The sequence below is a fragment of the Arthrobacter sp. TJ-170 genome, from assembly GCF_058269305.1.
On record NZ_JBZCNL010000001.1, the window covers coordinates 252,284 to 278,880 of the forward strand.

Consider the following 26,597-nt stretch of genomic DNA (forward strand, 5'->3'; position numbering starts at 1 on the left):
AGAACCGAATGCGTCCAGTAACCCTGTTCACCGGCCAGTGGGCGGACCTGCCGTTTGAGGAGGTCGCGCGGCTCGCGGGCCAGTGGGGCTTCGACGGGCTGGAGATTGCCTGCTGGGGCGACCACCTCGATCCGGAGCGCGTCCTCGAGGACGACGCCTACCTCCGCGACCGCCTCGACATCCTCGAGCGGAATAACCTTCAGGTCCATGCGATTGCAAACCACTTGACCGGGCAGGCCGTGTGCGATGACCCGATCGACGAACGCCACCGCGGTATCCTCCCCGATCGGGTGTGGGGAGACGGCGAGCCGGAGGGGGTCCGCCGTCGTGCTGCCGAAGTCATGAAGGCCACTGCCCACGCGGCCGCGCGGCTCGGTGCCGGCACGGTAACGGGCTTTACCGGCTCCTCGATCTGGAAGTGCGTGGCCATGTTCCCGCCCGTTCCGAATTCGATGATCAACGACGGCTATGAGGACTTCGCGGACCGTTGGGATCCGATCATGGACGCGTTCGACGACGCCGGCGTGCGGTTTGCGCTGGAAGTGCATCCGTCGGAGATCGCATACGACTACTGGAGCGCCAGGCGGACCCTGGACGTCATGGCCGGACGGAAGAACTTCGGGCTGAACTTCGATCCTTCACACTTCATCTGGCAGGACCTTGACCCGGTGATGTTCCTGGAGGACTTCGCCGACTCCATCTTCCATGTACATGTGAAGGAATCCGTGCGCCAACTGAACGGGCGCAACGGACGGCTGGGATCGCATCTGCCGTGGGGTGATCCACGGCGGGGCTGGGACTTCGTCACCGCCGGACACGGCGACGTGCAGTGGGAGCCGATTTTCCGGATGCTCAACTCCATCGGCTACAGCGGGCCGGTCAGCGTCGAGTGGGAGGACGCAGGCATGGACCGGCTCGTCGGCGCACCGCAAGCACTCGCGCTGGTTCGCCAACTGGGCGAGATAGCCCCTTCCGCCGCCGCCTTCGACGCCGCATTCTCGACCGGGCACTGACCCCTACCAATAGAAAGACGTGACATGACAAACAAGAACGCCCTGATAGTCCGCGGCGGGTGGGACGGCCACCAGCCCGTGGAAGCCACCGAGCGCTTCATTCCGTTCCTCCGCGAAAGCGGTTACGACGTCCGTGTCGAGGAATCCCCCAAGATCTACGCCGATCCCGAGTACATGGCCACCGTGGACCTGATTGTTCAGTGCAACACGATGAACACGATCGAGAAGGACGAGTTCCGCGGGCTGCGCGCGGCGATCGAAGCCGGAACGGGGATGGCCGGGTGGCACGGCGGCATCGCCGACTCCTACCGGAACGAGTCCGACTACCTGCACCTGATCGGCGGCCAGTTCGCCTGCCATCCGGGCAAGCATCCGGACGAGTGCACCGGCGAGCAATCCGACAACTACGTGCCGTACCGGGTCAACATGCTGCCCGCCGCGGCGGACCATCCCATCACCCAGGGGATCGGGGACTTCGACCTGGTCACCGAGCAGTATTGGGTGCTCGCGGACGACTACATCGACGTCCTCGCCACCACCACACAGGCAGTGCGCGAGTGGGACCCCTGGAACCGCCCGGTCACTTCTCCTGCGATCTGGACCCGTCAGTGGGGCAAAGGCCGCATCTTCGTCAGCACCCCCGGCCACCGGGTGGAAATCCTCGACGACCCGAACGTACGCACCATCATCGAAAGGGGCATGCTGTGGGCAAGCCGTTGAACATCGGCATCGTTGGCTGCGGAGCCATCGTTGCGAAGTACCTGGAGACATTCCCGCAGTTGGATTCCTTGAACCTGGTCGCGGTTGCCGATCTTGATCCTGCGCGCGCACAGACGGTCGCGGACTCACAGCCCGGTGTGCGGGCGGTGAGCGTCGATGAGTTGTTGGACGCCGACGACGTGGACGCCGTCCTCAACCTGACCATTCCCGCTGCGCACGCCGAGGTGGCGCTGCGGGCGATCGACGCCGGGAAGCACGTCTACGGGGAGAAGCCGCTCGCCGCGACCACCGAGGAGGCGAGGGAGGTGCTCGACGCTGCAGAGGCGGCCGGCGTCAGGGTCGGTTGTGCGCCGGACACGGTGCTGGGCACCGGTATCCAGACGGCACGCAAGGCGATTGATGACGGGCTGATCGGTGCTCCGATTTCGGCGACGGCCACCATGGTCACGCCCGGCCACGAGCGCTGGCATCCCAATCCGGACTTCTATTACCTTCCCGGCGGTGGTCCGCTGCTCGATATGGGTCCGTATTACGTGACGGCGCTCGTCACGCTTCTGGGGCCGGTTTCCTCGGTGATCGGGGCGGCGAGCCATACCCGCACGTCACGGACGATCGGTTCCGGGCCACGGGCTGGGGAATCTGTTCCCGTTACCACTGACACCCATGTGACTGGCGTGCTGGTGCATGAGTCGGGTGCAATTTCGACCCTGGTGATGAGCTTCGATGCCGTGCAGACCCGGTCGCCCAATATCGAGATTCACGGCGAGACAGCGAGCCTTATTGTCCCTGACCCCAACTACTTCGACGGTGATGTGGAGATCTGCACGCTTGCCGAGCGCGACGCCGGTTTCAAGGTGCTGCCGGTCAGCGCGGGCTACCGGGACTCGGGTCGCGGGTACGGGCTCGGGGACATGGCGGAGACCCCTGAGGGGGAGCAGCACCGCGCCAACGGCAACCTTGCCTACCACGTGCTCGACGTTATGGAGTCGCTGCTGAACTCCGCGGCTACCGGTACATCGGTGCCCCTCAAGAGCCGTGCGGATCGGCCTGCTGCAGTGCCGCTGGCGGAGGTGCCGCAGCCGGTGGCGTAGAGGCTTGGCAAATTTTTTCCGACCCGGGCTAGGAGGATGAACGCGTCAGAAGAAGCACATGTCTCTCGCAGCAACTGCGGCACACATGCCGCCGACAACGGTGTCTTTGCACCGCGAAAGGACCAGCAACACAATGAGTAAGAGAAGAGCCCTGCTTGGAGCGGGGATGTCTGCGGCACTTGCCGTAACACTGATCGGCTGTACCAATAACAACGGTGGCGGAGGCGGCGCCGGAGCGAGCAAAACCAACTGCACTAACGAGATAAAGGTGCAGGACGTTCCGGTTGTCACGTACTGGGCCTGGTTCGAGGACACTGCGCAGACCGTCGACAATTTCAACGAGAGCCATGACGACGTACAGATCTGCTGGACGAACGCCGGTCAGGGCGCCGATGCGTACACCAAGCTTTCGACCTCGCTCCAGTCCAAGTCAGGGGCTCCCGACATCGTTCAGATCGAGTACGACTGGCTGAACAGCTTCCTCATCCAGGGCGGCCTGGTCGACATGACCGAGCATGGGATTGAGGAGTACAAGGACAACTTCACCGAAGGGGCCTGGCGCGACGTCTCGAGCGGCGAAGGCGTCTACGCCGTGCCGGTCGACCTCGGTCCGGTCGGAATGTGGTACCGGGCGGACATTTTCGAGGAGCACGGCATTGCGATTCCGACCACCTGGGAGGAGTACGCTGCAGCGGCCGAGCAGCTGAGCGAGGCTACCGGTGGAGAGACTCTGATCGGCAACTTCGCACCCAATGGGCAGGGCCAGCATTACGCTCTCCTCGACCAGGCCGGCGCCGCACCGTTTGAGTTCGACAACGGCAATCCGACCGAAATCAGCATTAACCACAATGACGAGGCAAGCAAGAAAGTCTTCGACTACTGGCTCGATCTGGTTGATCGCGACCTTGTAGGTACCGATCAGGCGTGGACCTCCGAGTTCAATACCGCTCTCGGCGGCGGCCGGTATGCGACCGCTATCTACCCGGTCTGGTACAACATCCACATCCCCGCTTTCGAAGGTGCCGAGGCGGATGCCGAGTGGCGTGCCGCTCCGATTCCGCAGTGGGAAGGTGCCGACCCCAAGCAGGTGAACTGGGGCGGCAGCACGCTGGCCGTCACAGCTCAAGCTGATGATCCGGCACTTGCCACGAAGGTCGCTGCCGAGCTCTATGTTCCCCAGGAGAACAAGGAACTCGGGGTCGAGGTGGGTGGGCTCTTCCTGGCCTATCCCGAGATGATCGAATCCGACTACTTCCAGGACCGCCCGTACGAATTCTATGGCGGCCAGCAGATCAACAAGGAGGTCTTCGGACCGGCTGCTCTCGCCTATGAGGGTGTGACGTTCTCGCCGTTCTCGCAGTACTACTACGACGAGTCACAGCGTCTGCTGTCCGAGGCGATTGCAGGCAACATATCGGCATCTGAAGCCGCGGATGAGCTCCAGACGTCGCTTGAGACCTATGCCACAGAACAGGGTTTCACCCTGAAATGAGTCAGGCCTGTGCGGGCGGGGTACCACCTCGCCCGCACAGCGGTCCTCCCATTTGCGTCCCAAGGAAGTAACACATGTCAGCCACCACACCGCTACAAAAATCCGGGCGTCCCCCTGCTGTGAAGCGGGGGACTACTTTGGAGCAGAAGCACGCGCGATTCGGGTGGGTCTTTCTCGCTCCGTTCGCGGTCGTGTTTTTGGTCTTCCTCGTCCTGCCGCTCGCCTATGCATTCTGGATGAGCCTGCACACCAACACCCTTGCGGCAGGCGAGCAGTTCGCCGGGCTGGCGAACTACGTCACTGCATTCAACGACCAGCGCTTCCTGGCGGGAATGGCGAGGGTAGCCGCGTTCGCCGTCGTTTTCGTGCCACTGCAGATCGGGCTGGCGCTCATCCTCGCGCTCATCCTCGACGACGTTCGAACCAGACTGTCCCGTTTCTCGCGGCTCCTCATCTTCGCGCCTTACGCCATCCCCGGAGTAATTGGAGCACTCATGTGGGGGTTCCTGTATAGCCCGTCGTTCGGGCCTCTGGTGACATTCTTCGAGTTCCTTCAGATGCAGGCGCCGGACATGCTCAGCCGTGACTCGATTTTCTGGTCGCTGACCAACATCGTGACGTGGCAGTGGACGGGTTACTACATGATCATCGTCTACGCGTCGCTGCAGTCGATTGACCCCTCGATCTACGAAGCCGCTCGTATTGACGGAGCGTCGAAGCTGCAGACAGCGCTGCAGGTCAAGGTGCCGATCGTCGCGTCCTCACTCGTGCTGGTGGTTGTGTTCTCACTGATCGGGACGCTGCAGTTCTTCACCGAACCGCAGGTGCTCGCACCCCTGGCCGGCAACGCCATCGACGCCGCGTACACCCCGAACCTGTACGCCTACAATCTGGCGTTCTCGTATCAGCAGTTCAACTACGCGTCGGCCATCTCCTTCGCGCTAGGGCTTCTGGTCTTCCTCGCCTCCATCATTTTCCTGATCGCCACTCGCAAGCAGAGCGGACTCCGCTGATGACAACTTCACCTGCACCTCTCCTTGATGACGCCGTAACCCCCTCGAGTCCACGAAAGAAACGGGGCAGCGGCAAGCCCCGGCGCGAGAAGTCGGTCGGCCTGCACATTCTCCTTGCCGTCGCATCCCTCTATTTCCTCCTTCCCATGTGGTGGCTCTTTGTTGCAGGGACAAAGAGCACCCAGGGGCTGTTTACCGGCACCGGAGGACCACTGTGGTTTGACCAGGACTTCGCCCTGTTCGACAACATCGCACAGCTCACGACCTACAACAACGGCATCTACCTGAAATGGCTGGGGAACTCCTTCCTGTACGCGACTGCGGGAGGTATCGGCGCAACACTCCTCGCCGTCCTGGCGGGCTATGCGTTCGCGAAATACCGCTTCCGGGGGCGAACAGTCAGCTTCATGATCCTGCTGGCATCGGTGATGGTACCGGCGACGGCGCTGGTTATCCCGACGTACGTGCTGTTCAATAACCTCGGCCTCACCAACACCATCTGGGCGGTGATCCTCCCATCATTGTTGAGCCCCTTCGGCGTGTATCTGATGCGCGTCTATGTTCAGGACGCAATCCCGGACGAATTGCTGGATGCTGCCCGGGTGGATGGGTCAGGAGAATTCAGGACCTTTGCCACCATCGCGCTGCCCTTGATGCGGCCGGCCGTTGTGACTGTCATGCTGCTCTCCGTCGTCGGAGGCTGGAACAACTACTTCCTGCCGCTCGCCATGATTTCAGACCCGACATTGCTTCCCGTCACTGTGGGTCTGAACGCCTGGCAGGTGCAGTCGAACTCCGCCACCGCCAGCAGCCTGGTATGGCACCTGGTGACAAGCGGAGCCCTGATTTCCGTGATACCGCTCATCATCGCCTTCCTGATGCTGCAGAAGTACTGGCAGGGCGGACTGTCACTCGGCAGCCTGAAGTAGTCGCGGTACCGCTTGAACGTCATCCACCAACCATTGAGGAGCAGTATGCCTAACGCCCGTGTGACCGTCGACCCGAACTTTGTCATCGGCCCCATCAACCGCCGGCTCTTCGGGTCCTTCATCGAGCATATGGGTCGCGCCGTTTACACCGGTATCTACGAGCCCGGCCACCCTACCGCCGACGAGGAGGGCTTCCGTCGGGACGTCATCGAACTGGTGAAAGAACTGGGCGTTACCGGCATCCGCTACCCGGGCGGCAACTTTGTTTCGGGATTCCAGTGGAGGGACAGCATTGGTCCCAAAGACCAGCGTCCCCGCCGGCTGGATCTGGCGTGGCGATCGAGTGAGACGAACCAGGTGGGGCTGCACGAATTCGCCTCCTGGGTCGAGAAGGTGGGCGGTGAACTCATGTACGCAGTTAACCTGGGCACCGCCGACACGAAGGACGCACTCGATGTGGTCGAGTACTCGAACATCCCGAAGGGTTCCACGCTGGCCGAAGAGCGGATAGCGAACGGCCGGCCGGACCCCTTCGGCATCAGGATGTGGTACCTCGGCAACGAGATGGACGGTCCCTGGCAGGTCGGCCACTCATCGGCTGAAGACTATGGAAAGAAGGCGTCGCGCACAGCGAAAGCGCTGCGCCAGTTGGATCCGGAGGTGGAACTCGTGGCCTCAGGATCCTCCCATCCGACAATGCCCACGTTCCCCGTCTGGGACCGGGTGGTACTGGAGCACGCCTACGACGACGTCGACTACATCTCCTGCCACGGCTACTACGAGGAAAAGAACGGAGACCTCGGCTCTTTCCTGGCCGCCCCCGTGAAGATGGACCGGTATCTTGACGTGGTCATCGCGACCGCTGACCACGTCAAAGCGGTCAAGCGCAGTGAGAAGACACTCAACATTTCCTTTGATGAGTGGAACGTCTGGTACTTGGGCGACAACCTCCGGCGATTCCCGCGTCAGGCAGACCGGTTCTACCGCACCGACGAGATCGAGGGTGATAGCTGGCCGGAGGCTCCCCGGCTCGCCGAAGACGTCTACTCCGTGGCGGATGCGGTGGTGGTCGGCGGGCTGCTGATCTCCCTGCTTCGGCATGCCGATCGCGTGACGTCGGCGGCTATGTCAATGCTTGTGAATGTGATTGCACCGATCACTACGGAGCCCGGTGGTCCCGCCTGGCGGCAGACCACCTACTATCCGTTTGCGGTCACGTCCAGGCTCGCGGCCGGCGTCGCCCTCGACGTCCGGGTTGAAAGCGAGCAGTATGAGACGGACGAGCTGGGCAGCGTGCCGCTCGTGGATGCCGGGGCGACGTACGACGCCGGGAGCGGACGTGCTGCGGTTTTCCTCGTCAACCGGTCCCTCTCCGATGCCATCACGGTCACCGTGAACTTGGCCAAGCTCGGTGATGTAGCCCTGCTGGAATCGCAGATGATCTCCGATGCGGACGTGTACGCCAGAAACACGAAGGACGCCCCGAACCGAGTGCAGCTCAAGCCAAATTCGACGGCGACGTACGACGAAGGCCTCCTCACAGTGACCCTGCCGCCTGTCTCCTGGACTGCGGTGGCGCTGGGCTGATCCGGTAAAACTCGACCAAGAGCAACCATTAATGAAACGACCGAACAAAGGAACCGAACATATGAAGACGCGCAAAATTTCCGACGTCGAAGTCAGTGCCATCGGATTCGGCGGGATGCCGATATCCATTGAGGGACGGCCGGACGAAGCCCAGGCCATAGCCACTGTGCACGCGGCACTCGATGAGGGCATCACCCTGTTCGACACCGCCGACGCGTACCACCTCCACGCGGACGAGGTGGGGCACAACGAGTCCCTCATCGCCCGGGCGGTCGCGAGCTGGGGCGGGGACACTTCGGACGTTCTGATAGCCACGAAGGGCGGGCACCTCCGGCCGGGTGACGGCTCCTGGACCCTCAACGGCAGGCCCGAATACATCAAGAAAGCCGCGGAAGCGTCTCTCAAACGGCTCGGCATCGAAGCCATCGGTCTCTACCAATTCCACCGCCCGGACCCGGAGGTTCCCTACGAGGACTCCGTCGGAGCAATCCGGGACTTGCTGGACGAGGGAAAGATCCGCCTTGCGGGAATCTCGAATGCGACCCCGGAGCGCATCCGGCTGTCCCAGGAGATCCTAGGCGGACGCCTCGCTTCGGTGCAGAACCAGTTCTCACCGGCGTTCCGGAGCAGCGAACCTGAGCTCCGGTTGTGTGACGAGCTTGGGATTGCCTTCCTTCCGTGGAGCCCCCTGGGAGGCATCGCCTCGGCCGGCGCGCTGGGCGATCGCTTCAGCGCATTCCGAGAGGTGGCCGAGGAGCGCGGTGTAAGCCCCCAAGTGGTCTGCCTGGCCTGGCACCTGGCCAAGTCGCCCCAGGTCATTCCCATTCCTGGATCTTCCCGGCCCGCCAGCATCCGCGACTCGGCCAGCGCCGTCGATCTGAAGCTTACGGACGAGGAAGTCGACTTGCTCGATGCGTCGGCGTACGAGGGGACCGAGGCAGCTTCACGCTCCTGACACCATCGGCAGGCGGCCCGGACTACGAGCCCAGGACGGCTTAGCAGCGACGGGGTTCCGGCACCTGCCCATTGACGGCCGCAGCCAACGTCTGCCGGCTCCGAGCGTAAGCAGTTTTCCTCGTTACGCACCTCCGGTAGAGAGCGAGGAGGCTGCGACAGTCAGTGGTCGGCGCGGGTGACGGCCGTGCTGGAGCGCACCGTAAGAGCGGTCGCCAACTCGACATGCGGGGAGGAGGGGCGCCGGCCCTCCTCCATAACGAGGATGGTCTGGACCGCCATTGCGCCCATGCCCTCGAGGTTCTGGTGCACCGTCGTGAGCGGCGGCGTCGTCCATGCAGCCTGAGGAGTGTCGTCGAAACCGGTGACACTGAGCCCTTCAGGCACTTGAATGCCCAGCTCGTGCGCCGCGGTGAGCACCCCCACGGCGATCTCATCGTTGGCCGCCATGATCGCCGTAGGCGGGTGCGTAGACGTGAGCAGCTCGCGCGCATGCTCGACCCCGGCGGCGACCGCGAAGGGGCCGGACCGAATGATGGCAGGGTCGATCGCCAGGCCCGCTGAGTCGAGGGCTGCCTGATATCCGAGCCGTCGGTCGCGGGCAGCATCGGACGCCTCGGGGCCGCCGATCCAAGCGATGCGTCGGTGACCCAGGCCGATAAGGTGCTCGGTTGCGGTACGCGCGCCCGCCCAGTTGCTCGATCCAACGCTCACCATCCGGCGATGCCCCGTATCGACCGGGTCGACGATGATGAACGGCAGGCCCACGTCGCTCGCCGCGTCGATGAGTCCGTCGGGTTCGGAAAGCGTGAGGCCGATAATGCCGACGACACCAGACCTACGCTGATCGGCGATCCAATCTCGCGCCACCGCGCGATGCGTGCGCGAGGTGCGCTCAGGGGCAAGGCGTGTCAGGAGATCGACGTGGGAATTGTCGGCCTCCGCTAAAGCACCTTGCAGGACGCCGAGGATGTAGGGCGAGGCAGGAAGGTCGAAGACGACGGCAACCACGCGACGCGCAGCGAAAGGCATCGGAAGCGTCGTCGGCCGATACTCCAGAGCGGTGACCGCAGCGAGGACTCGCTCGCGGGTCTTGGGCGAAATGTCGTTACGTCCGTTGAGCGCCTTGGAGACTGTCGCCTTTGAGACGCCCACAGCCGTGGCGACATCCGCCAGAGTTGCTCGCCGCCCGGTGGTATCAGGAGTCATGAAGCCCTTCCCTTCGAAAACATTTCGTTAGGTAACCACCCGTCGTCTCACCAATTAGGCTACCACCGCACCTATTGACAGGCGGAACGGTGAAATCTACTATAAATTTACGATACATGTTGCGAAACTATTTCGCAAACGAATCGGCTCATGCCGTTTCGCGACCAAAGGAGCCGTCATGTCCGTGGTACCACCGGCAAGCGTCTTGGTTGACGGGCGCCCGAGCAGCGATATCGAGCTGCGGCACGTGTGGAGCGAATGCGTCGGCGCAGGCCGCGCCAACGAGGCACTGCGTGCCGACTGGCAGCAACATTTCTGCGAAACCGTTGAGGTGCTTGGTGCGCGTTACGTGCGGTTCCATGGCCTCTTTCACGACGACATGTTCGTGTACCGCGCGTCGAACGGTGGTGGTTTCGGTCCGCCGACACCGCTCGCCGAACCGGTCTACACCTTCGCGTATGTGGACAAGGTGTTCGACGCCATCCTTGACACCGGTGCTCGCCCGTTCGTGGAGCTCGGCTTCATGCCGCGTGAACTCGCCACGCAGACCGAGACGCTGTTCTGGTGGAAGGCGCACTGTAGCCCTCCGAAGCACATGGATGCTTGGACCGACCTCGTCACCGCGACTGTCGAGCACTGGATCGAGCGCTATGGAATAGAGGAGGTTCGCACCTGGCCGTTCGAGGTATGGAATGAGCCGAACCTCGTGCCTCACTTCTGGACAGGTACCAGGACGGAGTACTTCCAACTTTACGAGGAGACCGCAAAGGCCATCAAGGCGATCGATTCCGGTCTCCGGGTGGGCGGCCCCTCATCGTCGGTTTTCGTGCCCGACGCCCGCTACGAGGGCGAGTACCACGACAGGTCTGTTGAGGCAGCCACGGCGGAAGCTCCCGATCCCGAACTCCTTCCGTGGAAGCCGGTGTGGATCCACGAGTTCCTCGCATACTGCGCCGAACGCGGCCTTCCCATCGACTTCCTTTCCACCCACCTATATCCGACAGATTTCGCCTTCGACACTCAGGGTGTGGGTCGCCCCATCAGCCGACAGCGCGACGCAACGCGCAGCGATTTGGCGGTCATGCGGCAGATCATCACCGAGTCCCCATACCCGGACGCCGAGCTGCACATCACCGAGTGGTCCACGTCGCCATCGAGTCGAGACCGGATGCACGACACGGTGTTCGCCGCGACTTACATTGCCCGCGTCTTCCTCCAGTGTCACAACCTCGCCGACTCGATCTCCTACTGGGCATTCACCGACGTTTTCGAGGAAGGTGGCGGCGGGATCGGGCCCTTCCACGGCGGCTTCGGTTTCATCAACGAACAGGGCATCCATAAGCCCACATTCCACGCGATGGCGATGCTCAACCGCCTCGGCGACCGGATAGCGCTGCAAACCGAGCACGGCATCATCACCCGCACTGCGGATGACGCCGTCGCTGCGCTGTTCTTCAACTATCCGGATTCCATGGCCGCGAGGTCTGTAGGCGCTGCAGACTCCTACGCACAAACGCGTCGTCTCGCCGCGGAAGGCCCCGCCCGGCGCATCGTCCACACCGTAGCCGGGCTGCCCTCTGGTGATGCCTATCAGGTCGAAATCCTCGACCAGGATCACGGGGATGTCGCATCCGCATGGCACCGGATGGGGGAGCCGCTCAACCTGTCACGCCAGGACGTCGCCGATCTCACGACGATCGCCGATGACCTGGACCGTAGAACGCTCACCGTCGACACCGACGGCGTGCTCAAAGTCGATGTGTCGCTCGCACCCTGGGCCGTGATGTCGATCTTCCCCTCCACACCCACACCCTGACACCGACGAATCCCATATACGACGAAGTATCGAAAGGACCCGCATCATGAAATTCACGAAGAGATCCGCACGAGTAACCGCATTCGCGGCGTTTACAGCCCTCGCTCTCACGGCCTGCAATGGAGGAGGAGGAGCAGGCGGAGGCGGTAAGGCAGCGTCCGAAGATAACAAGCCCGAGCAGCTGACAGTCGCCGCTTGGATGGACTTCCCTCCGGAATTGCTCGCGTCGTTTGAGGAGGAATACGGAATCAAGGTGGCCGTGGAGTCATTCCCCGACGGCGCCTCGGCTCAGACCGTACTGCGCAACGGTCTCTCCTCCGGAGGGGCCGGTCTGTCGGACGTCCACCTGATTGAGCTCGACTGGTGGAGCGAGATGATGGCGGCGCCGGAAGACTGGGCTGAGCTCCCTGCGATTCCCGGTCGATGGGTGGACTGGAAGGTCGAACAGGGGTCTGTCGATGGCGTCATAACCGGATACGGCACGGACATCGGTCCGCTTGGTATCGCCTTCAATCAGGACATGACCTCGGCTGCTGGTGTTGCTGCAGATCCTGAAGCGTTCGGGGAGTACATTGGTGGCGACGCCGCCACATGGGAGTCGTTCCTCGACGCCGGCCGTGAGTACGTCGCGACGTCTGACAATTATTTCATCGACTCGCTGTCGAGCGCCTTTCAGGCTGCAATCAACCTGCTTCCTAACGCTTTCGAGGACCCAGAGTCGGGCAACCCGTACAACCTCGCCGACAACGCCGAGGTCAAGGAACTGTTCATGACATTCGCTGATGCGGCCGCGGACGGCGTGTCAGCAGGCATCCCGATCGGTCACGCGGACTGGGGCGCAGGCTTCCAGAACCGTGAATGGGCAACCGTAGTCACCCCGGCCTGGATGACCGGCATCATTGCCGAAAACGCTGACGGCATCGAGGGGTGGCGCGTCTCGAGCACCTTCCCCGACGGCGGCGGCAACTGGGGCGGCTCGTTCTTCTCCGTCCCAGCGACGGGCGAGAACACCGGGTGGGCTGTCAAACTCGCCGACCACCTCACGTCCCCCGAGGCGGCCGTGCAATGGTTCCACACCACCGGGCAGTTCCCCTCGCAGCTCGAAGCCATCGAAAGCCCCGATATCACCGAGACCGAGAACGAGTTCTACGGCAACCAGCGCGTCGGCCAGATCTACGGCAGTCTCGCCGCGTCGGCCGGCGATTCGGCAGCAGGCGGCTTCCGCGGCGAAAACTTCGCCGGCATCCAGACACTGGTCACGAACGGCATCGCCCTCGTGGAATCCGGCAGTGTTACGCCGGAAGAGGCATGGCAGTCGGTCGTCAGCGAGTTCGAGGCACTCGGCTTCGACACCGCGGAATAACCCGCCCGTATCGCGGTCCGGTCCTCAATTCCTGGGGACCGGACCGCCGTCCGGCGGGCCACCACCTCGAACTCAGGAAAGGCTCGAGCCATGGCTACAACTACATTGGCCCATTCGCGCTCAACGCGTCGCGTCGGCTGGGGGCAGCGGCTGTCTCGCTGGGACATCAAGGTCTCGCCCTATCTCTACATCTCGCCGTTCTTCATCATCTTCGCGATCTTCGGTGCGTTCCCGCTCGCCTTCAATGTCGTCGTCGCGCTCCATGACTGGCACCGCCGCTCAGGTATGGGCGACTTCGTAGGCCTTGACAACTTTGCCTGGGTGCTAAGCCAACCGCTGTTCTGGCGGTCGCTCGGGAACACGTTCTCTATCTTTCTGTGGGGTGGCATCCCACAAATTATCGTGGCGCTGTTGATTGCGTCGATCCTCGACCAGAATCTTCGCGCCCGCACGTTCTGGCGCATGAGCGTCCTCCTCCCCTTCGTCGTGATGCCGGTGGCCACCGCGATGATCTTCGGTCAGGTCTTCGGCCAGTTCGGTCTTCTCGTGCCGAACCTGCAAGAGCTCGGTATCTGGACCGAATACAGCTCCCCGTTCTTCCAGGACCGATTGCTGTCCCACATCGCCATCGGCTCGATGGTCGTCTTCCGCTGGACGGGATACAACGCGCTGATTTTTCTCGCTGCTATGCAGGCGGTGCCGCGCGACCTCTATGAGGCCGCCACGGTGGACGGTGCTGGCCGTGTGCGACAGTTCTTCTCGGTGACCCTTCCAAGCATCCGTCCAACGTTGGTCTTCGTCGTTCTGACCATGACGATCGGAGGCCTTGAAATCTTCGATGAGGCCCGGATGTTCGATGGTGGGGGAACGGGCGGCGGCGTCGGCGGCGCTGATAGTCAGTGGACCACTGTGGTGCTGTACCTCTACAACCTCGGATTTGGCGAGTGGCAGGATCGACTCGGGCAAGCTGCCGCGGTCGGCTGGATCTTCGCCCTGATTATCTTGGCGCTTTCTCTGCTGAATATCGCCTTGACGGGCAGAGTCGCATCGTCGAGTGCCAGTGCCAGCCGGATGCCCAGATTCATCCGGGCGTCGTCCAGGGGGCGCGAAGCGCAGCCAACAAACACAGATCAGTCACGCGAAGGAGGCCAGCGATGAATGCGGCATACGTCGAGAACACGGCGGGCCGAGGTGCCGCCAAGTACGCGAAGAAGCGGAAAGCCGAGGGCAGGGCCGTCGCGAACCAACCTTCCGCCCGCCGGCCGGGCTGGGTGACATACGCCTTCCTGGCCGTCGCCTTCGTCCTATCTGCCTTCCCGCTCTATGCCGCCGCTATGTACGGCTCATCGACGACCACCGAGATTGCTAGATCGGTCGGCACCCTGCCGACGTGGCTACCGACATTGACCCTCTTCGAGAACTTCGCTCAGGTTTTCTCGACCGAACAATTCAACATCTGGGTGGCATTCGTGAATTCGCTGCTCGTCGCTGTCTCAGTGAGCGCATCCACGGTGTTCTTCGCGACGCTCGCCGGCTTCACCTTCTCCAAATTGAGGTTCCGCGGTAGGCGGGCGCTCTACCTCGCGGTCATCGGCACCATGGTGATCCCGGCCCAGATCGGCACCATCCCCATGTTCGTCATGATGAACGAGTTCGGTTGGATCGACTCGCTCCTCGCGCTGACCGTCCCAGGGCTCATCGGCGCCTTCGGCGTGTTCTGGATGACGCAGTACCTTCAGGAAGCTCTGCCGTTCGAGCTGATCGAAGCAGCGCGGGTAGATGGAGCATCAATGTTTCGAATTTTCTGGTCGATCGCGTTGCCCGCGGCGCGTCCCGGAGCGGCAACGCTGGCCATGTTCACTTTCATCGGTTCGTGGAACAGCTTCTTCTGGCCGTCGGTGGTGATGCGATCACAGCTGACCATGCCGCTCGTAGTGCCTCAACTCCGAGGTGCCTTTACTTCCGACACGGGACTGGTGATGGCGGGCGTTTTCCTCATAGCGGTACCACTACTCCTGGTTTTGATCCTTGCGGGCAAGCAACTCGTCGCCGGTGTCATGGAGGGTGCGGTCAAGGGCTGACTAGCAGGTTCCCCTGAGTCCTGTCATGCTTTCGCACAAGCTACGAGGACTCCGTCGAGCAATCCGGGATCTGCTGGACGAGGGGGCCGAGGCAGCTTCACGTTCCTCATCGCCATAGGGCGGGCTGAGCTGCCGCCGTCGTCGTTATCGGAATTACGAAGCGTGCCCGCCGGTCGAATCGAGAATGAAGCGCGCGGTTTCCTCCGGCTGGTCCCAGTGGGGAAAGTGCCCGCAGTCCTCGAAGACGTGGAGGGTGGCGTCCGGGTAGAGCGACATGGCGACGGCGGCTTCGCTCAGTGGCGTGACCCTGTCCTGCCGGCCCCATCCGAAGGCGAGTTTACCTTTGAGGCTGCCCTGGGGTGCGCCTTCCTGGCGCGGTCCATGGGAGAGTGACCTGCGCGCTTCATCGAGGCTGGGGGAGGTAGCGAATCCGCGGAGCTCAGTGAGGACGAGGTCCGGGTCGAGTTTCCACGGGGCAGCGGAAAACTGGGCGAGGAGTGCCGTACGGCCGGCGGCCTGTTTCACGAGCGACGGCAGCACAGGCTGAATGCGGCGTACGAGCGCGACGGACGCAGTGATCGTGCTGTTGAAGATGCGCGCCTGGGTGTCATTCCAGAATCCACCAGGGTCGAGTGCGACCACATTGCCCGTGTGCCCGCGTCGAGCCATCTCAACGACCATGCGCGCTCCCATTGAGCTGCCGACTATGTCCGCGTCTTCCAGATTCTCGTCGCCAAGGAAACGTTCGACGGCGTCGGTAAGGGTGGCGATGGTTACCTCACCGGTGAGGGGATCGCTCTTGCCAAAACCGGGAAGGTCGAAGGCGATCACCTCCCGCTGCTGCTGAAGCATGGGGAGGACAGGATCCCAGTTGCGGATGCTGGACCCGAGCCCGTGGACGAGCAGGAGTGGTTTGCCGGAGCCGCTTCGTTCGGTGTTCAACATTGAAGATCATGGTCCTTCCGTTGCCGCGCTGCAGGGCGAGGTGAGGTGGGGTGCCAAGCCTAGTACGCAATCGGCCCACCTCCATGAGTAGGAGGTGGGCCGATTGGTGAGCCCTGGGGCTCGGTTGTTACCGGTTGTTACCGGTTGTCGACGAGGTTGGCTTCGTCGACCTTGCGGTGGAAGTGCATTCCGGCTTTGCCGCCGAGGATCGCTCCGGCGAGGGATACGATCGCGGCGATGATGGCGGAGATGATTCCTGCTGTGGTCAGGTTTTCCGGGTTGGGGATCTGCGGGAAGGTGTTGAGCTGGGCGAGGAGGTTGAACTGGGCGCCAGCTATTGCACCGAGGATGCCGACGATGATCGCGATGACGATCGCCCACACCCACACCGCGATGCCCTGCTTCATACCGTCGAACCGGGCCATTCGCCCGGCAACGTAACCGCCGCAGTAGTAGGCGATGAACAAGATCACGGCCAGGATGATCGCCCCGACGATACTGGCGGTCTGCGGATCTGCATTGGTGGTTGCGGGGTTGCCGATAATCGCGCCGAATATTGCTGCGGCCAGGGCGGTCAACAGCACACCGGTTCCGGTGGCGGTAAGCCAGCCGAAGAAGGCCGAGCCGATCTTGACGCCGCCGAACCTCTCCTTTTCCCGTTCCACCAGATGGTCCCGCTGGTCCCTGTCATCGAGGCGCCGGGTGTCGTCAATGCGACGGGTGTCGTCGATGCGAGGGTCGTCGTCGAGACGCCGGTCGTGGACCCGGTCGTTGTCTTCTGGCTCGTTGTGGGCTGATCCTGCGCTAGTGCTCATGATCTCTCCTGAAGTCGAATGTGATGTGAGTGACTGGGCGAAGACGGATTAGCGTCCGTTGTCGTCTGTGTCGATCTGCTCTTTGCGGACTTCCTCGTTGACGGTCTGCTGCTCGGTGACGGTTTCCTTGTCCAGGCGGACCCGCTCGACCGGCACTGTTTCCTTGTCCACGACTGCGCGCTCCTCATGGAGGACGACCTCGTGCTCTTCCTCGCTGAGGTCGGGGCCGGCAAGGGCTTCATCCCGGTTGGCGTCGGTGATCGGTTCACGCTCAAGGCGGACCTCTTCGCGCTGGACCGGGACCGTCTGGGTGACGTCCTCGGTCACGACATATTTGCGCAGCCGGGCACGGCCGGCTTCATGGCGTTCGGTGCCCACGCGGAGCTGCTCTTCCGAACGGGTCATTGAATCGTCCGTGGTCGGGCCGGAGGTGTCATGGCCGACCGTGTCACGGTCCGATTCGTAGCCACCGGTCGTAAGGCCGTAGTAGCGGTAGAGCTCGGCCTCTTCCTGCTCGCTCAAGTGATGGTCGGGAGCGACGTTGGGTGCATCCTTGATCTTGTTCTTGGAGTATCCGACGCGGACGTCGTTGCCCTCAAGCGTTGCGCCTTCGAGGGGTATGAAGGTCTCGTTGGAGCCGAAGAGCCCGGTGTCGACGGTCACCCAGCTGGGGTTGCCGGTCTGATCATCGACGTAGATCTGGCCGACGGAGCCGACCTTGTCGCCGTCGTTACCGATGACCTTGCCGCCGGATTCGAGGATCCGGGAGATGTCGTTCTGGGAAATCATGGTGTTCTCCTTTTCCAGTTGTGGTGCACTTTGTACTGGGATGGCAGGACGGTGATGACTAGTCCTCGAGGATTTCCCCGCTCATGGCCTCAACGTAGGGCTCTCCCACATAGTCGGCGTACCGCTCGTCCTCCAGATCGATCCCGAGCTGCTCTTCCGCGGCCGCGATATCGAAGTCCTGCTGGACTGTGCCGGTCAACTGGACGACCTGGCCCTCATCCAGGGGCGGGATCTCCTCCAGCTCGACGATCAGCAACGGATCAACGGCAGTGCCAGCAGCACCAGCGATCACGAAGGTGTCATCCGAGAGGGTTTCCGTCACTTCGGCGGAGATTGTGACTTCCTGGCCAACATAGGCATCGGCTTCGTCGTAGAAGTTCTGGTCGTAGGGGCCGTCGTACGGCTCAAGAGCGGGATCGACGGCGTCTTCAGTGACCTCTTCCATGGGCTCCTCGGGTGCCGGTGAAGTCTCCGCGACCTCGCCCTCGGAGATGTCCTCCACATCGGTGCCCTGCTCGGGTCCTTCAGTGTTACAGCCTGCGAGGCCCAGTCCCGCGACGGTGAATATTCCTGCTGCCATCAGCCGCATACTGTGGTTGTTTCGTGCCTTCATGGCGATCCTCCAGAGTGCTATCGGTGGTCGCCGGGGTCCTGAACATTCCGAATCCCGGCGCGGGTACCTCATAACCGTAAGCACACTGATGATTTGGATTCAAGGACTCATGCCACCACAGGGGGCGCTGCAACAACATCGTTACTCAAAGACCTATTGGGTGAAGTCTTCATAACTACCGACACCAAAACCGGGAAGTTTTGCACCTCTGAGATAACGGTTCACGGCTGCCCGCATCGAGGGAGCGCGCCTGTTCGATCATGGGACGGTGCTCCCTAGGATGAGAGCATGACCCGGATCCAGCTGCTTCCCGAACCTGCGCGAGTGATTGTGGACTCCACTGGGGGAGCGGAGTGGTGGGAGATTGTTGGAGCACTGGGTCCGTTCGTTGCCCTCCTGGCTGCGGTGATCACCGGTGTGATCGGGTGGAGGAGCCTGCGCCACTCGCAGCGGGTGCTCGAACAGGAGGCACAAGCCGACCGGTCGGAACTCGAGCAGAGAGCACTGGCCGACCAGAAAGCCCAGTGGTGGCAATGCGTCCAGTGGGCACTCGACTCCGCCTTCTCGAACGACGGCGTTCGGCGCGCAGCCGGGATAGCCATGATCCGGGTGCTTAGTGAGCCGGAGTGGCTGACGAAGGAGGAAATCCTGCTCCTGGACGCCGCCTGGCGGGACGAACTCGAGTGGGAAATTCCGGCTCAGTCACACGGTGCCCGAGCACAGGAAGCTGCGCCTCTGAAGGAGTCAGAACAGCGGGCAAAAGTGGAAGCCGCGCGACTCCGGGTTGTTCTTGACCGCCGTCTGGGCCGCAGTACGCCCGAATGGGTTAGCGCGATGGTTGAAGGCTGACTTACTGGCTTCTAGGAGACGAGCTTCGCGTAGACGATGTAGTTGTCGTCGAACTCGCCCGTCGCCGGGTCGTATCCGTCGCACGTGATGAGACGAAGCTGAGACCCTTCCGTGTTGCCATAGACCATCTGGGTTGGGAATGCATCCTTTGGGTACTGCTCACCGCGGTCGAATGCGAACACGGCTGTGGCACCGTCTTCGCGGCTGACCTCGATCAGATCACCAGGCCCGAGTGCACGAAGGTCGGCGAACACCCCCGGTCCGCCGCCGGTCGCGTTGACATGCCCGAGGAGGACCGCTGGGCCAAGCTCGCCGGGGGAGGGAGAGCCATTGAACCAGGAGGCAGGTGCCCCCGGGCCGTCCGGCGGTACTTCCAAGGTCCCGTTGTCGCGTAGTCCCAGAGTAAGGAGTTCGGAGTCGGTTCCGGTGGACGGGATGCGAATGGAGATAGGCACGGAAGCCGCCATGACCTCCGTCGGTACTGACGTCGGTGAAGCCTCACTTGAGGTGGGCTCTGGCGCAGCAGTTTTTATCTGTTGTTCTGCAGACCCAAGAAAGGCTGCGTTCTGTACCGAAGGGCTGGCGGCGCAGCCAGTGAGAAGTAGCAGGGCGACCGCCGCAGAAGCAAAGAAACTTCTGCGGCGGTCGTTGGTTGAGCTAGTCATCCGGGGTGTCGTTTCCGATCAATCCGGAACTATGCCTGGCCGCCCTGACGGCGGGCCACGAGGACGGTTCCTGCTGTAGCAGCGGCAAGCAGGCCACCAAGTGCAAGGAATTCCGCGCCGTTGTTGGTCTGCTGTGTGACGCCAGTGTCAGCTCCGCCTACCGGCATCAGAGGGATCTGGGCTACTGGGGAGTTGGGAACAGGCTGAGTTTCCGGTGCTGATGTTACCGATTCACCGGACTGCTCACAGGCGATACCGTCTTTGTCGCTGTCGAGGTGCGCGCCGTAGCCTGGCGTTCCAATCGGGATGTTGAACTGTCCTGCTGCTGCCGCATCAGCGCAGTTGTCGAAGGCGCTGTTTGCCGGGCCGACCGCTACGGGAGCTGGTGCCGCTTCGGGGGCAGGAGCCGGTGCTGGCGCGGGTACCGTGCCGATGGGCTTGCTGGAGTCCTCGCAAGCGACGCCGTCGCTGTTGCCATCAAGATCGATGCGGTAAAGGGGTGAACTAGCCGGGATGTTGTAATAGCCTGCGGCCTTGGCTTCAGTGCAGTTTTCAAAGCTCAGAGCGCTAGCCGGGCTTGCCGTCAGCGCTGAAAGTCCTACTGCCGCGGCAACAGCCAGCAGCGAAATGCTCTTCTTCATTTATGCCCCATAATTTTTCTCGTGCGTTGATCTACTCGCGCCGGTTCTGAGAGGGCATGGGGAAGCCCTGAAAAATTAGTCCCCCCGCGCCCAGGATGTCTGGCGCACTCAGTGGCTTATGCCGGATCCTTTATAACACCGAACTTGGATATTCACGTGAACGAACAACTATGTGACAACGTGAAGCCGGTGCCGGAACGGGACTATGCGTGCTGACTAGCGGGAAACCGCAGGCACCGGCCCCGTCGACTCCCCGCCCTCCAGCGTGCACATCACCAATTCCTGCCGCAGTTCCGACGCCCGGCCCTCCAACTGGTCGATCAGCGCCTCCACACCCATCCGGCCCAGCTCGACGCTGGGGGAGGACAGAACCGTCAGCTCCGGGTCTGCCATCGCTGCCATCTCGGCGGACGATCCCACCGACAACACGGACAAGTCGCGCGGAATCTCGATCCCCGCGTGCCGCAGGCCGCTCACAAACCCGGTAGCCGCATGCTCGTTCTGGACCACCTCACACCGCAGCAGCTACTCGGCCTCACGGCGACACCTGAGCGAGGTGACGGTGTCAACGTCGCCGACCAGTTCTTCGACGGTCGCACGGCGAGCGAACTCCGACTCTGGGACGCCCTCGACGCCGACCTCCTGGTGCCGTTTCACTACTTCGGTGTATCCGACGACGTCGACCTCAGCCAGGTGGAGTGGCGGCGTGGGAATTACGACCTAGCCCAGCTCGACCGCCTCTACACCGGCAACGACGCCCGCGCAGCCAAGGTCATCCGCGAACTCAGGGACAAAATCACCGGAACCGGTCAGATGCGTGCCCTCGGTTTCTGCGTCTCCGTTCAGCACGCCCGTTACATGGCCGAGGTTTTCAACCGTGCAGGCATTGCGTCGATAGCCCTGCATGGTGGAACGGACGACGACGAACGCGCGCTTGCGCTCACACAGCTGCGGGACCGCCAGATCAACTGCATCTTCACCGTTGACTTGTTCAATGAAGGCCTTGACCTCCCCGAAGTAGACACGATTCTCATGCTCCGCCCAACCCAGAGCGCAACGATCTTCCTCCAGCAGCTTGGCCGCGGGCTGCGGCGCGCTGAGGAGAAATCGGTCCTCACGGTGCTGGACTTCATCGGGCAGCAGCGCCGCGAGTTCCGCTTCGACCTGCGGTATCGAGCGCTCACGGGATTCGGTCGGAAGCAGCTGGAGAAAGCGGTGGACGACGACTTCCCGTTCCTGCCTTCTGGTTCCCAGATCGTTCTCGACCGTGTGGCGCAGCGAGTCGTGCTGGAGAACATCCGGGCTCAGCTGCGGTTCAACCGTGCGCAACTCGTACGTGACATCGCCTCCTATGGCGAAACGGTACTAGCCGAGTACCTCGAGCGATCTGGCAATGACCTGAAGACCATCTACCGCACGACGAAGGACTCCTGGACCGGGTACCTGCGTCAGGCTGGCCTAATCACGGGCATGTCGCCGGGGGAAGACGCAATCGCGGGGGGTCTGGCGGATCTGAAGGACGAGAATCAGCTTCTGCTGCGAATGGTGCGGCTGCTTCACGTGGACGACCCCGAACGAGCCGACACCTACACAATGCTCGTCCGCCAAGACACTCCGCGGTACGAAGACCTCGGGCCACGCGAGAAGACGTTCGCCCGGATGCTTTTCTATACGTTGTGGAGCGACGGCGGCGGTTTCCAAACGTACGACGACGGCCTGGACCATCTGCGCCGGTTCCCTTCTGTATGCGAGGAGATCCGCCAACTCGTAGCTCTAGGTGTCGCTAATTCAAGACACGCCGCAAGGAGCCTCGGCGCCGGGCTGCAACATATTCCTCTCTTATCCCATGCGACGTACCGTCGCGAGGAGGTTTTAGCCGCACTGGAATACGGATCCCTTGAGCTTGGCAAGAACGTGCAGCACCGCGAAGGCGTTGCTTGGTGTCCAGCGACGTCGACTGATGCCTTCTTCGTGACCCTCAATAAGGACGAGCAGAACCATTCGGCGACAACCATGTACCAGGACTACGCCATCGGTCCTGACCTCTTCCACTGGGAGTCACAGAACACGACGACACCGACTAGTCCCGTTGGGCAGCGCTATCTCAACCACAAGTCGCGGGGGTCTCAGGTGCTGATCTTCACCCGCGGCACTGCGGAGGACGAGAGCGGCCTGACCGTGCCGTACACATGTCTGGGACAGGTTGACTACGTCCAGCATTCTGGGGAGAAGCCGATCGGCTTCACCTGGAAGCTGCACCGCGCGATGCCAGCGGATATTTATGCGACAGCGTCAGCGGTGGCGCGATAGATTCATCTACCTTTGTCATCCGGGCGGACATGACACCCGCTCCAAAGTGCGTTTTGCACTTCTCGTCACGTCAACACGTCGCGGGCCGGCCGCTCGATCTCCGTCGAGTCGATGCCGGGAGACCGATGACCCTCCGTGGACCAGACGAGAGTTCCGTTGGGGTCTCCGCCCTCGGTCCAAGGCGCGATCCCGTGGTCGGCGTACCAATGCTTCTACGACTCTCAGTCGGCGCGATAGCCGTGCTTATCCAACATGCCCAGGTGCTCCCAGTAGGCCGTTGGCCTCCCCGGATGGTCGATTGTGAAGTCTGGTAAGCGGCGGGTGCCGTTTGGCATCACGAGGGGCTGCTCGTACAGATACTCCACGCCAAGGGATCGTAAGGTGTTAGCGACGACCACCTCCAATTTTGAGATGACGAGCTCCCCATTTGCGGTGCGATGGGCATGGGAACCGTCGCGCAGTCGTCCATCAGCCGCTTCAAAGGGCGATGGTGGTCGGAACGATCGGGTTAGTCGTCGCCCGGTCTCGGACTGGAGTGGCCCGGCAACCCACCGGAGGTGGATGGGGTCGCCTCGTACAAATAGCACACACCTTTCTTGGTGACGAGTTATAGCGGTGTAGAGCAGCTCTGGGGAGAGAAGTGGACAGGGATCCGGTATGACGACCAAGGTGGTGCCGAACTGTGATCCCTGAGACTTATGAACCGTGATGCCATAGGCCAGTTTGAGTTCTTCGATACCGCGTTCGTTGTCGCCGTTGAGATCGGATTCCCAGAAGAGGAAGTGCAGGCCGGGTTGAGTAGATAACTCAATCTTAAGACCCTTTTTGCTGGCCCACCATATGGCCATTCCGATCTCGCCGTTGGCGACCTCGGCCCTGATCTTGGCGCTGTCGGAGATGCGCTCGGCTTGTCCGAGGTCCGCGCGGAGATCGTAACGCGGGGGCGTCCCACCCATCGAACACTGGCATTGGGACGTTTTCATCTTCACCGATGTGCTCGCTGATATTGGCTTTCGACGACTGAAACAGCTCAAACGAGTTGAGCCCTCATAACCCAAACCGTCTTGCGATCGAGGCAAAACTCGATCGCAAGCATTCCATCATCACGCATGTAGAGAAGGAGCTCGCCAGAGGTAAGTCAGTCAACAAAGCTTCCCCCTTCCCTAGCAACCACAGTGTCGTAGAGGCCGTAGTGTCGCAGTCCCTTGTGAGACTCTATGCCTGTGTAGGACAGCGACGAGTCCTCATAGCGGCGGAACGCGAAGACCGCCTGGTTCATGTGCGTTGCGTTGAAGACACCGAGGTTGACCAAGAGGTGAAAGTCCTCCACGGTCAGGCCGGTGACGGCGCGGAACAGGCCGGGTTCGAGCTTAGTGATGACGTCTTGGAGGGTGTTCTCGCGGTAGTCGGTTAGGTACATGAAGGCCGGAATCCGAGTGGCGAACTTGACTAGTTTTTCCTGAATCTGCTTTCGCTTTGACTTGTACTCCTTCTCCTCGGCCGTGAGTTGCTTCATCTCAGCCGGGGCGGCGTCCTCGCCCCTCTCCTTTTTGGCCTTCTTCACGGCATCGCTCTTGTTGACGACCGTCTCAAAGACCGACGCCCCGAGCGCGCGGAACCCTTCGATGTTCATGACCGCATTGAGCGCATCTGGGTTGTTCATGATCTTGCGGAGCGTGTCGTTGTCGACGTTGACGAGGATCACCGACTCCCACTTGCGAGCCAGCAACGTCGCGGAGGTGCCCGACATGGCGATGTCGAGGATGCCGCCAGCGTCGACCTGAGTCATGTTTGATCCGTCATAGGCCAGAACGGGCAGGAACTTCACCAACTCTTCGACGGACTGTTCCGGGTTTGGAGTCTCGGGCGAAAGTCCCACCCCGTAGTCGGCTATCTGACGTAGCGCACGTGTGGGCGCGAAGTCGAAAACGAAGCACACAGGCTTCAGAACGGCCTCTGCAGCCGGGTCGTCGCCGTTGGGGTTCTTGATGGCCCAAGGGGACTGGACCCGGAACGCGGCCTGAAAGTAGGTCTCAGGCGAGTTCAGGTTGCGCAGCATCAGGATCGACGACCACTGCTTGACTGTGACTCCGGTGGTGAGCTTGCCGCAGGAGAGGGTAATGGTCTTGGTGTCATGACCGTTGCCGATCGCCTGCCGGACCGGCGGAAGCGCGTCTAGGCCGATACCGGCTCTGGTGCCAGCGACTACGAGAATTTGGTAGTCGTGCCAGAACGTGTTTTGTCTTTCGGTGAACAGATTCGCCATCGCTTCAGCTGCGGCCACGCTCGGCAGAAACCAGAACGAGTGCTGCAAGTATGGCAGCAGCCGCGTGTCGGAGTATGGGAACGGTGGACGGGTGCCCATCCTCATCGCGTCGACTTGCGTCGGTAAGTATGCGCCACGGATAATGTCGAGCCACTTCTGCACGTCAGACTTGTGAACGAACTCGGCGTTTCTCCCTGTGCCCTTCGCCTCGAAGAAGGCGTTGAGGTCGAACTCGTCGAATTCGCCCTGGCTCGCGACCGCGATCAGTTCGTCAGGCATCTGGTAGGTGAACAGGCGCATCTGCGGCAACGACCCGTACGGGTTCCAGACGTCCGTGTGTGCGGCGGCGTACTCGGCTTTGGCGCGCTGCTCGTCGGTATAGGTCCAGTTGAAGATTTGCTCCTCGATGAACTCACCGGTCGCCAAAGCCTTAAAAGGCGTGCCAGACAGGTACAGGTACGCGCGGGTGGTGATCGGGAGGAAGTCCTCCTCGGCGTTGCCTAGTTCATCGAGTTCTTCGTCGAATGTCACGAGACCGTCATGGTATTCGGCCGCGATCTCCTTCTGCTTGACCTTTTCGTCCTCGCCCTCGAACAGCTCTCTGGCTGACTCGCGCCAGGCGCCGAAGTGGTACTCGTCGAAGACCACTAAGTCCCAGTTCGTCGTGTGTATCCACTCGTTCTTCGACTTGATAAGCCCGGTTTTGCGGTCACGCCCAAGCAGGTCCTGAAATGACCCGAAGTACACAAGCGGCTTGGTCTTGTTCGCTTCCTGTGGGCTGCCACCCGCGGCTGATGAGAAGTACTGCCACCCGTCAAAATCAGCGTGAGACTCCAGATCAGTCTGCCAAGCATCCTCTACCGCGGGCTTGAAGGTCACCACGAGCACACGCTTAGCACCCAAGCGCTTCGCAAGCTGATACGACGCGAAGGTCTTTCCGAACCGCATCTTCGCGTTCCACAAGAACCTTGGCACGGTCGTCGAGTCTTCAGCCCAGATCGACTCAAAGTAGGCTTGTGTCTTCGCTACCGCACCCGCCTGCTCAGGGCGCATCGGAAACGTTTCGTGATGGGTGCCGCTGAGCCTGACCCCCTGACGCAGTTCGGCTATCGCGGTTAGCACATCTGCTGGAGTGCAACGCACCCACTCACGGGCGGAGCCTAAGACCGGGTTCTCGAAGCCTTTGTCAATCAGCCGCTGTCGCACATCGGAATCACGGAACACGAAACCGTCGCTGAGTTCCGCCAGCTCGTCAACGTGCAGCGTGTACGCCTGCTGCATCTGCCCCTGCGACTCACGGATGCGCGCGTTCACGTTCACTTTGGTAGTCTGTCCTACCTTCAGTAGACCTTCGTACCCAACTGGCGGATCGTTTGGCGACCACGCGTAGATACGTAGCCGTTCACTGGATTTCGGTGGCAGCAGCCGATCAGGAG

At 61.9% G+C, this 26,597-nt stretch carries 24 protein-coding genes; 14 read left to right on the plus strand and 10 right to left on the minus strand.

The features are described 5' to 3' along the window. Positions 1–8 precede the first annotated feature (8 nt). From AC4D1W_RS01245 to AC4D1W_RS01280, 8 genes are all read left to right on the plus strand, one after another. Positions 9–1,013, plus strand: coding sequence for a sugar phosphate isomerase/epimerase family protein (locus tag AC4D1W_RS01245; protein WP_490897505.1), 1,005 nt, complete (start codon positions 9–11; stop codon positions 1,011–1,013). A gap of 24 nt (positions 1,014–1,037) precedes the next feature. After that, positions 1,038–1,733, plus strand: a complete 696-nt coding sequence (locus AC4D1W_RS01250; protein ID WP_490897506.1) for a ThuA domain-containing protein — start codon at positions 1,038–1,040, stop codon at positions 1,731–1,733. Then, the gene (locus tag AC4D1W_RS01255) at positions 1,718–2,824 is read left to right on the plus strand and encodes a Gfo/Idh/MocA family protein (protein ID WP_490897507.1); all 1,107 of its coding nucleotides are present in this window, start codon (positions 1,718–1,720) and stop codon (positions 2,822–2,824) included. The genes AC4D1W_RS01250 and AC4D1W_RS01255 overlap by 16 nt, the downstream gene beginning before the upstream one ends. A gap of 133 nt (positions 2,825–2,957) precedes the next feature. Next, positions 2,958–4,316, plus strand: a complete 1,359-nt coding sequence (locus AC4D1W_RS01260) for an ABC transporter substrate-binding protein (RefSeq protein ID WP_490897508.1) — start codon at positions 2,958–2,960, stop codon at positions 4,314–4,316. A gap of 74 nt (positions 4,317–4,390) precedes the next feature. Beyond that, positions 4,391–5,329 (plus strand): carbohydrate ABC transporter permease, encoded by a 939-nt coding sequence (locus AC4D1W_RS01265; protein WP_490897509.1) that lies wholly within the window; start codon positions 4,391–4,393, stop codon positions 5,327–5,329. After that, positions 5,329–6,258: a carbohydrate ABC transporter permease gene (locus AC4D1W_RS01270; RefSeq protein WP_490897510.1), complete on the plus strand. Its 930-nt coding sequence runs from the start codon at positions 5,329–5,331 to the stop codon at positions 6,256–6,258. Before AC4D1W_RS01265 ends, AC4D1W_RS01270 begins: the two co-directional genes overlap by 1 nt. Before the next feature lie 45 nt (positions 6,259–6,303). Continuing rightward, complete coding sequence (gene arfA, locus AC4D1W_RS01275; RefSeq protein ID WP_490897511.1) at positions 6,304–7,845, plus strand: arabinosylfuranosidase ArfA; 1,542 nt, start codon at positions 6,304–6,306, stop codon at positions 7,843–7,845. Between the two features lie 61 nt (positions 7,846–7,906). After that, positions 7,907–8,800 carry an aldo/keto reductase gene (locus tag AC4D1W_RS01280; RefSeq protein ID WP_490892295.1) on the plus strand — a complete coding sequence of 298 codons (894 nt, stop codon included), beginning with the start codon at positions 7,907–7,909 and terminating at the stop codon, positions 8,798–8,800. Between the two features lie 161 nt (positions 8,801–8,961). Here the strand turns inward: AC4D1W_RS01280 and AC4D1W_RS01285 are convergent, their stop codons facing one another. After that, positions 8,962–10,008: a LacI family DNA-binding transcriptional regulator gene (locus AC4D1W_RS01285; RefSeq protein WP_490892296.1), complete on the minus strand. Its 1,047-nt coding sequence runs from the start codon at positions 10,006–10,008 to the stop codon at positions 8,962–8,964. Between the two features lie 178 nt (positions 10,009–10,186). On the opposite strand from AC4D1W_RS01285, the gene AC4D1W_RS01290 reads away from it, so the two are divergent. The 4 genes from AC4D1W_RS01290 to AC4D1W_RS01305 all read left to right on the plus strand — a co-directional run bounded on the left by AC4D1W_RS01290 (position 10,187) and on the right by AC4D1W_RS01305 (position 15,268). Further along, positions 10,187–11,824 (plus strand): GH39 family glycosyl hydrolase, encoded by a 1,638-nt coding sequence (locus AC4D1W_RS01290; RefSeq protein ID WP_490892297.1) that lies wholly within the window; start codon positions 10,187–10,189, stop codon positions 11,822–11,824. Positions 11,825–11,870: 46 nt separating this feature from the next. Beyond that, positions 11,871–13,187, plus strand: coding sequence for an ABC transporter substrate-binding protein (locus tag AC4D1W_RS01295; RefSeq protein WP_490897512.1), 1,317 nt, complete (start codon positions 11,871–11,873; stop codon positions 13,185–13,187). 90 nt (positions 13,188–13,277) lie between these two features. Beyond that, a complete protein-coding gene (locus AC4D1W_RS01300) occupies positions 13,278–14,345 on the plus strand; it encodes a carbohydrate ABC transporter permease (RefSeq protein ID WP_490897513.1) in 1,068 nt (355 codons plus the stop codon). Further along, complete coding sequence (locus AC4D1W_RS01305) at positions 14,342–15,268, plus strand: carbohydrate ABC transporter permease (RefSeq protein ID WP_490897514.1); 927 nt, start codon at positions 14,342–14,344, stop codon at positions 15,266–15,268. Before AC4D1W_RS01300 ends, AC4D1W_RS01305 begins: the two co-directional genes overlap by 4 nt. Before the next feature lie 153 nt (positions 15,269–15,421). On the opposite strand, the gene AC4D1W_RS01310 is transcribed toward AC4D1W_RS01305, so the two are convergent. From AC4D1W_RS01310 to AC4D1W_RS01325, 4 genes are all read right to left on the minus strand, one after another. After that, positions 15,422–16,213 (minus strand): alpha/beta fold hydrolase, encoded by a 792-nt coding sequence (locus AC4D1W_RS01310; RefSeq protein WP_490892301.1) that lies wholly within the window; start codon positions 16,211–16,213, stop codon positions 15,422–15,424. Positions 16,214–16,350: 137 nt separating this feature from the next. Next, positions 16,351–17,028, minus strand: a complete 678-nt coding sequence (locus tag AC4D1W_RS01315; RefSeq protein ID WP_490897515.1) for a hypothetical protein — start codon at positions 17,026–17,028, stop codon at positions 16,351–16,353. 48 nt (positions 17,029–17,076) lie between these two features. Beyond that, entirely contained in the window at positions 17,077–17,817 is a 741-nt protein-coding gene (locus tag AC4D1W_RS01320) for a DUF2382 domain-containing protein (RefSeq protein ID WP_490897516.1), read from the minus strand. Positions 17,818–17,875: 58 nt separating this feature from the next. Further along, positions 17,876–18,430 carry a hypothetical protein gene (locus AC4D1W_RS01325; protein ID WP_490897517.1) on the minus strand — a complete coding sequence of 185 codons (555 nt, stop codon included), beginning with the start codon at positions 18,428–18,430 and terminating at the stop codon, positions 17,876–17,878. Positions 18,431–18,718: 288 nt separating this feature from the next. Here AC4D1W_RS01325 and AC4D1W_RS01330 point away from each other — a divergent pair, with 288 nt between their 5' ends. Beyond that, a complete protein-coding gene (locus AC4D1W_RS01330) occupies positions 18,719–19,279 on the plus strand; it encodes a hypothetical protein (RefSeq protein WP_490897518.1) in 561 nt (186 codons plus the stop codon). An 11-nt stretch (positions 19,280–19,290) separates the two neighbouring features. Here AC4D1W_RS01330 and AC4D1W_RS01335 read toward each other — a convergent pair whose 3' ends face one another. The 3 genes from AC4D1W_RS01335 to AC4D1W_RS01345 all read right to left on the minus strand — a co-directional run bounded on the left by AC4D1W_RS01335 (position 19,291) and on the right by AC4D1W_RS01345 (position 21,062). After that, on the minus strand, positions 19,291–19,734 hold the full coding sequence (locus AC4D1W_RS01335) for a class F sortase (RefSeq protein ID WP_490897519.1): 444 nt from the start codon (positions 19,732–19,734) through the stop codon (positions 19,291–19,293). A 239-nt stretch (positions 19,735–19,973) separates the two neighbouring features. After that, on the minus strand, positions 19,974–20,585 hold the full coding sequence (locus tag AC4D1W_RS01340; RefSeq protein ID WP_490897520.1) for an excalibur calcium-binding domain-containing protein: 612 nt from the start codon (positions 20,583–20,585) through the stop codon (positions 19,974–19,976). Positions 20,586–20,801: 216 nt separating this feature from the next. Continuing rightward, positions 20,802–21,062: a substrate-binding domain-containing protein gene (locus AC4D1W_RS01345; RefSeq protein WP_490897521.1), complete on the minus strand. Its 261-nt coding sequence runs from the start codon at positions 21,060–21,062 to the stop codon at positions 20,802–20,804. A gap of 15 nt (positions 21,063–21,077) precedes the next feature. Here AC4D1W_RS01345 and AC4D1W_RS01350 point away from each other — a divergent pair, with 15 nt between their 5' ends. Further along, positions 21,078–22,895 carry a DUF3427 domain-containing protein gene (locus tag AC4D1W_RS01350; protein ID WP_490897522.1) on the plus strand — a complete coding sequence of 606 codons (1,818 nt, stop codon included), beginning with the start codon at positions 21,078–21,080 and terminating at the stop codon, positions 22,893–22,895. A gap of 221 nt (positions 22,896–23,116) precedes the next feature. On the opposite strand, the gene AC4D1W_RS01355 is transcribed toward AC4D1W_RS01350, so the two are convergent. Together AC4D1W_RS01355 and AC4D1W_RS01360 are read right to left on the minus strand one after the other, a co-directional pair. Continuing rightward, positions 23,117–23,851, minus strand: a complete 735-nt coding sequence (locus tag AC4D1W_RS01355) for an ATP-binding domain-containing protein (RefSeq protein ID WP_490897523.1) — start codon at positions 23,849–23,851, stop codon at positions 23,117–23,119. A gap of 182 nt (positions 23,852–24,033) precedes the next feature. Continuing rightward, on the minus strand, positions 24,034–26,481 hold the full coding sequence (locus tag AC4D1W_RS01360; RefSeq protein WP_490897524.1) for a DEAD/DEAH box helicase family protein: 2,448 nt from the start codon (positions 26,479–26,481) through the stop codon (positions 24,034–24,036). Positions 26,482–26,597: the final 116 nt, after the last annotated feature.